This window comes from Sneathiella sp., from assembly GCF_036960985.1.
GTDB lineage: Bacteria > Pseudomonadota > Alphaproteobacteria > Sneathiellales > Sneathiellaceae > Sneathiella.
In genome coordinates, this window is the sequence record NZ_JBALWD010000037.1 from 1 (window position 1) to 13565 (window position 13565).

Annotated in this window: 13 protein-coding genes; 4 read left to right on the plus strand and 9 right to left on the minus strand. The window is 48.0% G+C overall.

What is annotated here, in order from left to right; translation table 11 throughout:
* The 3 genes from hutH to hutU form a co-directional block, all read left to right on the plus strand.
* Window positions 1-1168 (plus strand): histidine ammonia-lyase (gene hutH / locus V7723_RS16845; RefSeq protein WP_335685659.1); only part of this gene is annotated, 1168 nt, incomplete at its 5' end.
* 4 nt (window positions 1169-1172) lie between these two features.
* A complete protein-coding gene (gene hutG / locus V7723_RS16850) occupies window positions 1173-1982 on the plus strand; it encodes an N-formylglutamate deformylase (protein WP_335685660.1) in 810 nt (269 codons plus the stop codon).
* Window positions 1983-1994: 12 nt separating this feature from the next.
* The gene (gene hutU, locus V7723_RS16855) at window positions 1995-3662 is read left to right on the plus strand and encodes a urocanate hydratase (RefSeq protein ID WP_335685661.1); all 1668 of its coding nucleotides are present in this window, start codon (window positions 1995-1997) and stop codon (window positions 3660-3662) included.
* 26 nt (window positions 3663-3688) lie between these two features.
* On the opposite strand, the gene V7723_RS16860 is transcribed toward hutU, so the two are convergent.
* From V7723_RS16860 to V7723_RS16875, 4 genes are all read right to left on the minus strand, one after another.
* Window positions 3689-4708 (minus strand): phosphatase PAP2 family protein, encoded by a 1020-nt coding sequence (locus V7723_RS16860; RefSeq protein ID WP_335685662.1) that lies wholly within the window; start codon window positions 4706-4708, stop codon window positions 3689-3691.
* Between the two features lie 113 nt (window positions 4709-4821).
* Complete coding sequence (locus V7723_RS16865) at window positions 4822-5739, minus strand: SDR family NAD(P)-dependent oxidoreductase (RefSeq protein WP_335685663.1); 918 nt, start codon at window positions 5737-5739, stop codon at window positions 4822-4824.
* Between the two features lie 40 nt (window positions 5740-5779).
* Entirely contained in the window at window positions 5780-6244 is a 465-nt protein-coding gene (locus tag V7723_RS16870) for a MaoC family dehydratase (protein ID WP_335685664.1), read from the minus strand.
* 90 nt (window positions 6245-6334) lie between these two features.
* On the minus strand, window positions 6335-6988 hold the full coding sequence (locus V7723_RS16875; RefSeq protein ID WP_335685665.1) for a class II aldolase/adducin family protein: 654 nt from the start codon (window positions 6986-6988) through the stop codon (window positions 6335-6337).
* Window positions 6989-7096: 108 nt separating this feature from the next.
* On the opposite strand from V7723_RS16875, the gene V7723_RS16880 reads away from it, so the two are divergent.
* On the plus strand, window positions 7097-8068 hold the full coding sequence (locus V7723_RS16880) for a 2-hydroxyacid dehydrogenase (protein ID WP_335685666.1): 972 nt from the start codon (window positions 7097-7099) through the stop codon (window positions 8066-8068).
* On the opposite strand, the gene V7723_RS16885 is transcribed toward V7723_RS16880, so the two are convergent.
* The 5 genes from V7723_RS16885 to V7723_RS16905 are packed head-to-tail and all read right to left on the minus strand — an operon-like array spanning window position 8055 to window position 13298.
* Complete coding sequence (locus tag V7723_RS16885; protein ID WP_335685667.1) at window positions 8055-9611, minus strand: alkaline phosphatase family protein; 1557 nt, start codon at window positions 9609-9611, stop codon at window positions 8055-8057. The genes V7723_RS16880 and V7723_RS16885 overlap by 14 nt on opposite strands.
* A gap of 54 nt (window positions 9612-9665) precedes the next feature.
* Window positions 9666-10316, minus strand: a complete 651-nt coding sequence (locus V7723_RS16890) for a PqiC family protein (RefSeq protein ID WP_335685688.1) — start codon at window positions 10314-10316, stop codon at window positions 9666-9668.
* Between the two features lie 2 nt (window positions 10317-10318).
* Window positions 10319-12028: a PqiB family protein gene (locus V7723_RS16895; protein WP_335685668.1), complete on the minus strand. Its 1710-nt coding sequence runs from the start codon at window positions 12026-12028 to the stop codon at window positions 10319-10321.
* A complete protein-coding gene (locus tag V7723_RS16900; RefSeq protein WP_335685669.1) occupies window positions 12025-12657 on the minus strand; it encodes a paraquat-inducible protein A in 633 nt (210 codons plus the stop codon). The genes V7723_RS16895 and V7723_RS16900 overlap by 4 nt, the downstream gene beginning before the upstream one ends.
* Window positions 12654-13298: a paraquat-inducible protein A gene (locus V7723_RS16905; protein WP_335685670.1), complete on the minus strand. Its 645-nt coding sequence runs from the start codon at window positions 13296-13298 to the stop codon at window positions 12654-12656. The genes V7723_RS16900 and V7723_RS16905 overlap by 4 nt, the downstream gene beginning before the upstream one ends.
* Window positions 13299-13565: the final 267 nt, after the last annotated feature.

Consider the following 13565-nt stretch of genomic DNA (forward strand, 5'->3'; position numbering starts at 1 on the left):
ATTGGCTGTTCTGAACAAAGGTATGTATCCATGCATTCCGGCGAAGGGATCCGTTGGCGCTTCAGGTGATTTGGCCCCTCTCGCCCATATGAGTGCCGCCCTTCTGGGCTACGGTGACATCAATATAGAAGGTGTCCCAACGGTCGCTGCGAAAGCTCTCGACAAAGCCGGATTAACTCCCCTTGAGTTGGGACCGAAAGAAGGGTTAGCGCTACTCAACGGAACACAGGTTTCAACGGCCCTCGCCCTTGCCGGATTGTTCGAAGCTGAAAAGCTATTGGATGCGGCGACCCTCGCCGGTAGCCTGTCGCTGGATGCGGCAAAAGGTACAGATGCACCGTTTGACGCCCGCATCCATGAGGCGCGCGGACAAATCGGCCAAATGGATATGGCTAAAAGCTATCGCGACCTGACGAAAGACAGCGAAATTCGCAAATCCCATGAAGAATGTGAAAAGGTACAAGACCCCTACTGTCTTCGCTGCCAGCCTCAGGTTATGGGAGCCTGCCTTGACCAGATCAGGCATGCGGCAAAGGTCCTTAGCATTGAAGCCAACGCGGTGTCAGATAACCCTCTTGTTTTCGTCGAGACCGGCGAAGTGATCTCTGGCGGAAATTTTCATGCGGAGCCGATCGCGCTGATTGCCGATAACCTCGCGCTTGCCATCGCCGAAATTGGCGCCATGTCGGAAAGACGGATCGCCATGCTAATCGATACCAGTATCAGTGGCCTGCCAGCATTCCTTGTGAAAAATCCCGGCGTCAACTCTGGCTTTATGATCGCTCATGTCACGGCGGCCGCTCTGGCCAGTGAAAATAAACAACAATCCCACCCTGCATCTGTAGACAGTATTCCAACATCTGCAAATCAGGAAGACCATGTCAGTATGGCCACCCATGGCGCACGCCGTCTGCTTCGAATGGCGGAGAATACGGCGGCCATAGTTGGCATTGAATTGCTTGCTGCAGCACAAGGGCTTGAATTCAGGCGCCCACTCATATCCTCACCACCCTTGCAAAAACTGTTTACGGAAATCCGTCAAGTAGTTGATGCCTACGATGAAGACCGGTTTTTTGCTCCGGATTTGGAAGCAGCAAAGAATTTAGTTACTGGCGGAAAGTTAAGTCGGAAATTTTCAGATTATTTGCCTTCAATTTCAGGAATTTAGTAAAATGTCCGAAACATACACTTTAACGCAAAGGTCGTCGCCATTGCTTTTAAGTCAGCCCCATGTCGGCCTGGAAATACCGCCGGAGATTTCCTCTCGGCTGACGGCAGATGGAAATCTGAAGGCGGATACGGATTGGCATATTGATCGTTTGTACGAAAACATCGCCGAAACACTCGACGCCACAGTTCTTACGGCCACCCATTCGCGTTACGTAATCGATCTTAACAGGGACCCAAGCGGCGCGTCGCTGTATCCTGGCCAAAGTGTTACCGAACTTTGCCCTACCTCGCTGTTTGACGATGCTCCGTTATATAAAGACAACGAAATACCCAACGATGCCGAAGTCAAAAAACGCCGCATCACCTATTGGCAGCCTTATCACGACGCACTTGAAATGGAAATTAAACGTATCAAGGAAATCCACGGCTTTGCTCTACTCTTTGATTGCCACTCAATCCGATCCGTCCTGCCACGGTTTTTTGAAGGGCGCCTGCCAACGCTCAATCTTGGTACCGGAAATGGCATTACAACGGTTCCTGAGCTTGAACATACACTGGAAAAGATTGCGGCAAATTCCCCTTACAGCCATGCACTTAATGGCCGGTTCAAGGGCGGATTTATTACGCGCCACTATGGAGACCCGGACAATGATGTCCATGCCGTACAACTCGAATTGGCACAGGAAGATTATATGGAAGAAATTCCGCCGTTTTCCTATCAAGAAGAAAAAGCGCAACAGCTTCAACCAACCTTAAAGAAATTATTACAAGCCATGCTTGACTGGGCCAATGAGACATACCGGCCGGAATGAGGGAACATTCAAATGAACGATAGACTGGACAATTCACGCACCATCAAAGCCCCAACAGGCACAGAACTTTCTTGTAAAAGTTGGCAAACAGAAGCGCCCTTACGCATGCTGATGAATAATCTTGATCCAGACGTCGCAGAACGTCCGCATGAACTGGTGGTTTATGGCGGCATTGGGCGGGCAGCACGTAATTGGCAATGCTTTGATCAAATTCAAAAATCACTCCGAGATTTAAACATCGACGAAACATTGCTTGTGCAATCGGGAAAACCCGTTGGTGTCTTTAAAACCCATGAAAATGCCCCGCGCGTATTGATTGCTAATTCGAACCTCGTTCCTCATTGGGCAACCTGGGACCATTTTAACGAACTCGATAAAAAAGGCCTGATGATGTATGGCCAGATGACGGCAGGTTCCTGGATCTATATCGGGAGTCAGGGCATTGTCCAAGGCACATATGAAACTTTTGTCGAAGCTGGGCGCCAGCATTTTGACGGAGACCTCAGTGGAAAATGGTTTCTGACGGGAGGTTTGGGCGGTATGGGTGGCGCACAACCGCTTGCCGCGACAATGGCGGGCGCCTCGATGTTGGCCATCGAATGCCGGCCAAGCAGTATAGATTTTCGCTTACGTTCCGGATATTTGGATAAAAAAGCAGATACTCTAGATGAAGCGTTGGATCTTATTCGAGAAGCGGCCAAGAACAACGAGCCCGTATCCGTTGGTCTTCTCGGCAATGCGGCTGACATTTTCCCGCAAATTCTGGCTGGAGACTATTTACCGGACCTGGTCACAGACCAGACATCTGCACATGATCCCATCAATGGTTACCTGCCCCAAGGCTGGACTCTCGCGGAGTGGGAAGACAAACGAGAAAGTGATCCAAAGGCCGTTGAAGCAGCAGCGCGCAAATCCATGGCTATTCAGGTCCGATCAATGCTGGGATTCAAAGAAAAAGGGATCGCGACTGTCGACTACGGAAATAACATTCGTCAAGTTGCACTGGAAGAAGGTGTCACCGATGCCTTTAATTTTCCCGGTTTTGTCCCGGCCTATATTCGCCCGTTATTTTGCCGAGGTATTGGCCCGTTCCGCTGGGCCGCTCTTTCAGGTGATCCAGAAGATATTTACAAGACTGATGCGAAAGTTAAAGAACTTATACCAGATGACCCTCACCTTCATAATTGGCTTGATATGGCCAAAAAACGCATTAAGTTTCAAGGACTTCCTTCACGTATTTGTTGGGTTGGATTAGGCCAGCGTCACCGCCTTGGCCTTGCCTTTAACGAAATGGTTCGCACCGGCGAATTGAAAGCCCCTGTTGTCATTGGCCGGGATCATCTGGACAGTGGTTCGGTCGCAAGCCCGAACCGTGAAACAGAATCCATGAAAGACGGGTCCGATGCCGTATCAGACTGGCCTCTTCTAAATGCCCTTCTTAACACAGCCAGTGGCGCCACCTGGGTCAGTTTGCATCATGGCGGCGGCGTCGGCATGGGGTTTTCCCAACATGCGGGAATGGTCATTGTTTGTGATGGCACTGAAGAGGCGGACAAGCGCATTGAGCGGGTTTTGTTTAACGATCCGGCGACAGGTGTCATGCGACACGCAGACGCCGGCTATGAGATAGCCCAAGACTGCGCGCGGGAAAACAATCTTAACTTACCTTTTCTCGACTGATTAAATCAGGCGTCGCGTCTCAACGGTTAGATACGGTTGAGAGGCGGCGTTTGTTTTTGCTCCGATGTCATAAAAAGGGACATAATTGAATAAGCAAGTACAAACAAAATGAAGGGCGGCAAGAACCCTTTTAGGATCAAATAACCAACATCGTCATGGGACATAGGCAAGAGTTTAACCAGACTGTTTGTTCCAAAGAAAAGTCCAAAACCTAGAAGAGTACGGATTGCTCGCTGCCACCAATTACCACTTTCTATGGATATATTTAGGAATAACAAAGCTAGAAAGGCAGCGTTAATCCCCATAAAAGCCGATTGCCTCCCAACATCGCCGTGACCAGTCGCCATGATTACCAACGGCACAATAAATGCTATCGACAATAACAAATAAGCCACTTTGGCATTGGTCGTCAGACTAAATGTCGATCTAAGAAACAACGTGTTCGCATCGAGATGATCCAGCAGATATCGGGCCATAAGTAACCACAAAACTCCGATTGACGCCCCGGCTAAAACATCTGCCAAAAAATGGCGTGCCAGATACAGCCGAGACAGCATCATCAACATTATCATGATCCCCGCCCATAACAGAGCCGTCTTTTTACGAAACACCAGAGCCAGTCCGCCCCAAAGGACAACCGCACCGACTGTGTGACCGGAAGGAAATCCATAACTATCAATACCTTGCGCATAGTTACGATAGACCGCGATGGAGCTGTCTGGAATCAATCCAAAAAAGACATTCGCAGCTGCATCTTTCAGTGCAATAGTTCCCTTTGGTAGCGATCCAAAATCTAAAAGTGAAGCATCCAGGTAATAAGGCCGAGGAAGTGCAAAAATTGTTTTCAGAACATCACTTGAAATGAAAGCGATCAGTAAAATTTGCAGAAGAATAAATCCGCGTCGAAAATCAACACCCAGCCCGACAACGCAAAGCAAACCGACGATAAATGTTTCGCTTCCAGTCCAGGTAACCCCCAGCATAAATCGATCAAGCCAAGGCGATGCATAACTTTGAAGAAACAAATTAGGCGTCGTCTCAAACATGGCTGCTCTTTTCAATCATATCGAAACTCATCGACCTATGGACGTGCGTTCGACCGCAAACAAAAAAAGGCAGGCGCAACCTGAGCCTGCCCTAATTATAAGTTTGATACAATTTAAAGTTTGATGCCAAGCCCGGTCGCCGCTTTTGTCAGCATATTTTGGGTTTGATCATTACCGCTTGTATATTCCTTCTGCGAGGCCGCATCCGAAATTTCCGCCCAGTTCTCGGCGATCTTCTCAGGTGTCTGATCTTCTTCAGGCAACCATTTACCACCCGTTTCATAGACAATCGTCCGGGCAAATGTACCGGCACCGGCTGTGATAATCGTCCGGTTTGGCGCGTCATCGGAGACAATGAACAATAACGCCGGGGTCACTGATTCCGGTGTTAACAGGCCCAGTAGATTCTCAGGAATAATATCTTCCGTCATCCGAGTTGCCGCGCAAGGTGATAGCGCGTTGACTTTGATGCCGTATTTTGCACCTTCCAGTACAAGTGTATTCATCAGACCAATAACACCCATTTTCGCCGCGCCGTAGTTGGTTTGACCAAAATTTCCGTACATGCCGCTAGACGATGTGGTCATGGCAATTCTGCCATAGCCTTGTTCGCGCATAATCGGCCACACGGCTTTGGAACAATTAACCGATCCCATAAGATGGACGTCCAGGACAAAATTAAAATCTTCAATTTCTACCTTTGAAAAGGATTTATCGCGGAGAACCCCAGCGTTATTCACCAGAATATCAACACGCCCCCACTTTTCCTTGGCCTCATCGACCATCGCCTGAACCTGATCCATGTCCGCGACGTTCGCCCCATTGGCAATCGCTTCACCGCCCGCAGCTTCAATTTCCGCAACTACCGCTCTTGCCGCATCTGACGATCCGCCGCTGCCGTCCCGGGTGCCCCCAAGATCATTTACGACGACTTTCGCGCCACGTTCCGCCAGGCTAATGGCATGACACCGCCCAAGACCATTTCCAGCGCCCGTGACAATTGCCACTCTGCCGTCAAACCGAATGCTCATAACGTCTCCTTTAATTTTACTTTAGCTTTTTGTATGATTTTTATTCGTCAAGAATGGTCATTCCCAACCATTCAATAATTAATGCAGGTTTGGCCTCACCTTTGATTTCCACTGTAACTTCAGATTTCGTCAAATATTGCCCGGGACGTTTCTCATTGATGCTGAGAATTTTGCTCTTGGCGCGAATTTCACTATCAACCTTGACCGGCTGCAAAAACCGCAATTTGTCGATACCGTAGTTAATTCCCATTTTGACGTTATCCGGCTTTGGCTGAATTTTCGGGACCAAAGCAGCCAACAGCGACAAACTTAAAAACCCATGGGCAATTGTCGTCCCAAAGGGTGTATCTTTAGCGGCTTCTGGATCAACATGTATAAACTGATAATCGTCAGTAGCACTGGCAAACTGATTGATCCGCTCCTGATCAACCTTGAACCAGTCACCTGGACCATATTCAGTTCCAACTGAGTTCAAAAATTCTGCTTTGGATATTGTTATTGTCATTGTTATCTCCTCGACATTATTTGAATAGACATTTTACCGGTTTTTTTAAGTTGGCGATAGAGCTTTTAAGAGGCTTCTCAGTCTCCTCAATTATGACGAAGCGATACCGTATCCTTTTTGAAATTTCTCCTGCACTTCATCCATTTGTTCGGAAGTCAACAGTACAGGATCACCTAGCTGTAGCGCACGCCAATAAGTATCACACAAAGTCTCCACTTCTACAGCCAAGGACAAGGCATTGTTCAGGTTTGCCTCACCGACCAGCAAACCGTGATTGGCCATCAAACAAGCTTTACGATCCTCCATTGCGATCACGACATTATCCGAAAGTGCTTGTGTGCCAAATGTCGCGTAATCCGCACAGCGAATTGTATGTCCGCCCGCCAGAGCAATCATATAGTGAAATGGCGGGATTTCACGGCGATGGCAGGCGAGAGTCATGACCGCCTTGCCATGCGTATGAAGAATTGCATCGAAATCCGGGCGGGCCGCCAACAAGTCCTGATGAAAACGCCATTCGCTTGATGGTTTCCGGCGACCATCCTGGTTTTCATATGATCCATCAAAGGACATCTTTACAATATCCTCTAGCCGCATATCATCATAAGCAACGCCAGACGGTGTTATCAAATAACCACTATCAATCCGAATAGAAGCGTTTCCAGAAGACCCTTGATTAATGCCTAAATTGTTCATAGCGCGGACCGTATCGATCAACGCATCCCGTTCAGCTTTCCACTCCATCCCTGTTCCTTCGCCTTTTTTATTTTACATGTTTTACACACTTTCTCGTCCTTGAGATTATGTGCTAAGCATACGAACTAATTTGTACACGCTATTGTAGGACCTGTCATGACTTCCAAATCCCGCCTACTGGTAACCAGAAACTTTCCACTTGATGTGATGGCACGGATACGTGGAACCTATGATGCGGTTACCAATGATGACGATCATCCCATGGGCATGGCTGAAATCCTGAAACTATCGCAAGACGTCGATGCAATTTTATGCGCCGGGACAGAAGCCATAAATTCAGAATTGATATCAGCATTGCCAGAGCGTGTTAAAATGATTGCGACTTTTTCTGTTGGTTACGACCATATAGATGTTCCGGCCGCAGCAGTACGTGGCATCCGCTTAAGCAACACACCCGATGTCCTCACCGACGCCACAGCAGATGTTGCCTTGTTATGCCTGCTAGGGGCAGCTCGGATGGCTCATATGTCCGCGGGGACTTTGCGAGCCGGCGGCTGGACAAGATGGGAGCCCAATCAATTTCTTGGCGTGCATGTCACCGGCAAACGTCTTGGTATTCTGGGCATGGGGCGAATTGGTCAGGCTGTCGCAAGGCGGGCGCAAGGATTTGATATGCAAATTCACTACCATAACCGGCGCAAAATTGAGGCGCCCGGGCTGGAAAATGCTATTTTCCACGAAACAGCCGATAGCTTTTTACCTGTTTGTGATTTTCTGTCGATCAATTGCCCCCTGTCGGCGGAAACAAAGTATTTTGTTAATGATGACAGTATTTCTAAAATGCCGGATCGGACAGTTATCGTGAATACCGCGCGCGGCGGTGTTGTCGAGGATGCGGCGCTGATCCGCGCCTTAAAGTCTGGTAAGGTCGCAGCGGCGGGGCTAGATGTCTTTGAAAACGAACCTGCCCTCAATAAAGATTATCTTGAGTTAGACAATCTGTTTGTGCTGCCTCATATCGGGAGCGCGACGGTGGAAACACGCAATGCCATGGGCTTTATGTGCCTGGATAACCTAGATGCGTTCTTTGCCGGCAAAAGCCTTCCAAACGAAATTAAAGCTCCGTAATCACCAAGCTGTTCTCTGTCAGCCCGTCGTCCGAGGTAATGAGGTTATCCAGTTCCGAATACTCATGGCGCATGCGCCATGACAGCAATTTCTGGGCATAATGCAGAACAACAGCTTGGTAGTCCGGCTCTTCAGCCAAATTTCGAGATTCTTCCGGGTCATTTCGCATATCAAACAGCAATGGCGGCAGATTGGCGAAATGTACATATTTAAAGTCTGCATCCCGATGTACCAGGACATTGCAATCCGACGACGGCATATCAAAAAAAGCTTCAGACCTTCCCCCTAGCGGATCGCGGAAATCAAAGAGCCAATGAACGGCATCCCGCCAATTAGCGGGCGTTTCCCCGTGCAGCAAGGGGGATAACGAGTATCCATTGCACTGGCGGGGAACAGGCCGGCCAATCCCGTCAAGGATCGTTGGCATAATATCGACTGACTCCGTAAAAGCAGATACAGTTTCACCTGCTTTAACGCCCCAGTTTTTCGGTGGCTTGATGATCAGTGGAATATGAAAGCTCTGATCAAAAAAGCCGAGCTTACCGAACAGATAATGATCGCCAAGTTGCTCGCCATGATCCGTCGTAACAACTATCAAAGTGTTGTCATACTCACCCTTTTCTTTCAGGTTCGCGACAATCTTTCCAATGTTTTGATCCGTTTCGGTCACCAGCGCCTTATAAGTTGCCCGGATTTGCAAGACATCTTCTACTTCCAGATCAGCAGCCAGGCCTTCGCCTTCCATGAAATAATCTTCTTGCCGGACTTTCTGGTAGGCAAAATCAAGGAACGGATGCTGTTCGGCCATTTCTTGCTGACTGCGCACGCGAATAGGCTCTTTCATCTGCCCCGGCTGATACAAGTCATGTAACTCCGGTGTCGCGATAAAAGGCGGATGCGGCCGCAGATAGGAAACATGGTAGAAGAAAGGATCACTGGCTTCAGACTGTAAGTCCTTCAACACACATTCCGTCAACCAGGCTGTTTCACTGTCTTCCCCTTTGAAACTGGTCGGCGCAAAAGTCGAATGTCGTCCCGCTGGAATACTAAAGTCTGGATCCGGATAATAAACGTCATATCCCTCCCCCTTTACCGAATACTCTTTATCTCTGAGATAGGTAAGCCAGGGTTCGCAGTCTGATGTTATATTCATACCAACTGTAAACCCGGGTAAGACCCCTTCATATGTTCGAAAGGCGGGATCAGACGCACCAAGGACCCGCGGATCCGGTGTTGTATCCGTGTAGCCGAATAATACCGGATCATATCCTGATTTTCTGGCTTCAAAGGCGATATTGGTGAGGCCACCATTTAACGGCGTGCCGTTAAGAATGGATCGATGATTACTGGGATACATTCCGGTAAGCAATGTCGCCCGTGACGGCCCGCAGGGTGCAGAACAGCTATAATGGTTCAAGAAGGCAACACCATCGCGACATAAACTATCCAGAACTGGCGTTTGGATCACGGCATCGCCTGTGGCGCCCAGACTATCTGCACGCCATTGGTCGATTGTTATGAAAAGGACGTTTGGTTTCGACATCCGCTTATTCCAATATCAAGAGAAATCACCATTGCACACAGACGGACCACTTCGTTAGTTTGTGGTCGCGTTAAACTGGACCTTATCGAGCGAGGCCACCAGATCCTTTGCCAGACGGCCAAAGATTACACTTAAACCTTCCGCATAACTGTCATAGTCGCCGGCGGTTGTTGGTTCTTCATAGCTGCCGGAACCTCGCATCGCGACTTGGTTGTCATAAAGTCGTTTCACATGCCAGCGAGCATTCACCCACGCCCGCCCGTCTTCAAGCTGCCCGATATCAACGATTTCAAGCGCGATCTGCAGAGCTCGTTGATCCGGGCGAAAATCTGCCGGATAAGGAAAGACGTTCTCTTCCCCCAGTAAGGCGGCAACATTTGCACTGGAAATGCGCTTGATCGTATCGCCGAGGGGAGCCGCCCAATGATCGAAATCAGCAACGGTCACTCGGGAACCCGCATCAAACGTAATAATCTGGGCGCGATCCGCATATCCCGGAATTTGGATAGGTCCAACTCCGACACTTATGCCCTCGGGCAGATCTTTTGCCGCAGCCTCAGGTGCGAGCCCGGCAGCCGGTTTAATGACGTAAAAATTTGTTGGCGCGGATCCAGGCAGGCCGGCGCACGCGCTTGTCAATACGACTAGTCCAATAACAGCCAAAAATTTTCTCATGATACCATCACTCCAGATTTTCATCTTCATCACTATCTTTTCCCGCTAATCAACGCACTGGGATTCCGTTCCAGAAATTCAGCCAATCCGCGGACCGCCCGGCTTGCAGCAGATAACTCCTGAAGCATCACCGTCAAATCATATTTGAACGGTGATCCATCAGCAATCAGACTATTCGCTGAACTGAACATTTTTTCTGCCGTCGCAAGTGTTGCATCAATTTTCTTGATGGCATCCTGGGTTTCCGTAAGTGTCATGCCGATTTGCGGCAGTGTTTTTTCATCAAAGCTTTCTGCAACTTTACGAACAGTAACCGCCAATTTTCGGTATTCGGCGATGGTTGACTGCAACTCTCCGGAATTAATGAATTTGTCGATGCCACCAACAGTTTCCGTCAAATTACGACCGAGTTCTTCAATCGGAAGTTTACTGAATTTTTCCACCAATTGGGCGACAGAAGTCGTAATTTTCTCGATGTCCGCCGGCACGGTCGGAATTTCAGGATACTTGTCATTTGTTGCAAGAAAAACTGGTTCGGTGTCTGGGGATAACACCAAATCAACAATCAATTGACCCGTCAGGAAATTCGCTGATTTTAACTTGGCTTTCAAGCCCCTCATGATCAGATTTTCAATGATCTTCTTGCGCAAATTACCGGCTTCGACTACCGATAGTAATTTCTTGCCCGCATCGGTGATACTAATCCTTTGTGGCTCAATTTCTATCAACACCGGGATATGATATTTCTTTTTTTCTTCGTCAATCTCCAGCGTGATTTCTTTTACCGTCCCAATTCTAATGCCGCGAAATTCGACGGGGGCGTCCACGGCGAGACCACTAACTGACCCTGCAAAATACAAAACATAATCTGCTTTTTCAGTATATTTGGCGTCTTCCTTGGTTTTTAAGTTCTTATATAGCTCAAACTTATGCCCGCTTTCCGCTTTCCAGGTATTCTTATAAATAGATTGGGTATCAAATTCGACGGCTCCTGTAAGCAGCGCCTGAAGTGATTCAGCACCGACTTCAATACCAGAGGTCGAGACACTGATATTGACACCACCAGCATTCCAAAAATTTGTTCCCTCTAACACCAGGTCGTCAAATGGCGCCTTCACGAAAGTATAGACGTCGATGGAATCATTATCTTTTGCCAAACGGTACCCAAGTACGGTCCCTACCCGCAATCCTCTAAAGACAACCGGGGTTCCCCGACCAATATTTCCCAAACTGGTCGTCGACAAAACATATTCCGTGCCCTTGTCCGTAGATGTGATGACTGGCGGCGTTGCCAATCCGTCGAATTTCTCTTTACGTTCGCCGCCTTTGCCAGGATCAATTTCGATAAAGGCTCCGGATAAGATCGTTTCCAGTCCTGTAACGCCTTGTAATCCGATTGACGGTGAGACAACCCAAAACCGCGCCGTATCCGTCAGGTACTTGTCCGCTTCGCGATTGACATCGACAACCGCGCTTACACCCTTCTCGTCGTCCAGAATATCAATCCGTTTTACCAACCCGATATTGACATCCTTGAATTTCAACTGAGTTTTACCGGGCGTCATCCCTTCGGCATTTTCAAAAATAACCGAAATTTCTGTTCCCCGCTCTGCAACGGTTTTAACGATTAGAAAACCGGCGACGCCCAGGGCAATAATCGGAACGAGCCAAATACTGAGCAAACTCCCGTAACCGCGACGAATTTTCGCTTGTGGTACGTCCAAATTATTTTCTTCGGTCATACTTTTTCCCTCGATTTATCCCAAATCAAACGCGGATCAAACGTCATGGCGGCAGACATCGTAATTATAACAACCGCCGCAAAAGCTATTGCGCCAACACCAGCTTCCACCGTAGCAATGGCTTGTAATTTAACAAGAGCAATAAGGATAGAAATCATAAAAATATCAATCATTGACCAGCGCCCAATAAACTCCGTGAACCGGTATAAGATAGCGCGCTTCTTAGGCTGCCATCCCACTTTGAACTGAACTGTGATAACCAAAAAGAACAAGGCCACTATTTTAAATATCGGCACCATCACACTTGCAATAAAAACAATTGCAGCAATGGTCCATTGTCCAGAATGAAAGAGTTCGATGACCCCACCCATTATGGTATTAGTTGTCGATTTACCGAAGGACACCAGGGTCAGTATTGGATAAACATTCGCAGGAACATAAAGAATTGCTGCAGCAATCAGCAAAGCCCAGGTACGCTGAAGGCTATTCTTTTTTCGGGAGGTGAGTTCACCCTCACAGCGGGGGCAGTGATTAGATTTCGTTTGCCGATACGAGTTTGACACTAACAAGCCGCATAACGGGCAGGAAACGGCATCCATGGACTGCGCTGTGACATATTGTTCAGTCATGATTTCACTTCTTCCAATCGTGACCAAAGGGCATCATCATCCAGCGTCAGATACGCCATTACCGTGGCCGCCACCATCAAGACGAAGGCGAAGAGTGACAAACCCACACTTACTTCCGCAAAATCGCTTAGCTTCACAAAGGCAACAATTATGCCTAAAATAAAAATCTCTGACATTGCCCAAGGTCTAAGATGAACAAGCAACCGGATTTGGAGTTGTGGATTGATAGGCAATCGATTTAGCCGCAACGGCAACAGCAAGGAAATAATGACGAGAAGAACCATCATAGGCGCCAATACACTCGAGACGAAAACGACAATCCCCAATTCCCAATATCCCTCATTCAAAAAAGCGATCGCTCCATCAATCAATCTGTTTGACTGCGAACGACCGTCCAATTCAAAGGTCAAAAGCGGGAACATGTTGGCCAGAATAAAGAAAAGTAATCCTGTTAGCGCAAAAGCCAGCGCTCTATCAAGGCTGTTTCTATGGCGGACAAATAACAGCGCCCCGCATCTGATGCAGCGGCCCTGCTCACCTTCTTTAATATCAGCGATAGCATGCACAAGATCGCACTCCGGACACGCAAGCTTAGTATCCGTATAGGCAAAATCACTCTCGATATAAATATCCTCCCGCATAAAATGCTACAAAGCAGAGAAGTAGATGTCATCTTGCGTCTCACCGATGTTGCTCGAAGGCATAATACGGGCCGAAACGGTCGCATTCAATGGTTTTCCGCTTAACCTATTATAAAGCTGTTGGCAATTCGTGTCTAAATGTCAAATTTTGCCTCTGGTCTGCGGTCATGTTGTAATTATTTTCAGGCGGCTTATCTATAGTTTTACAAAACATAGGTACTAATAATATTTAATAACAATTTATTTTGTAATTAAGAGCAGTTAAGG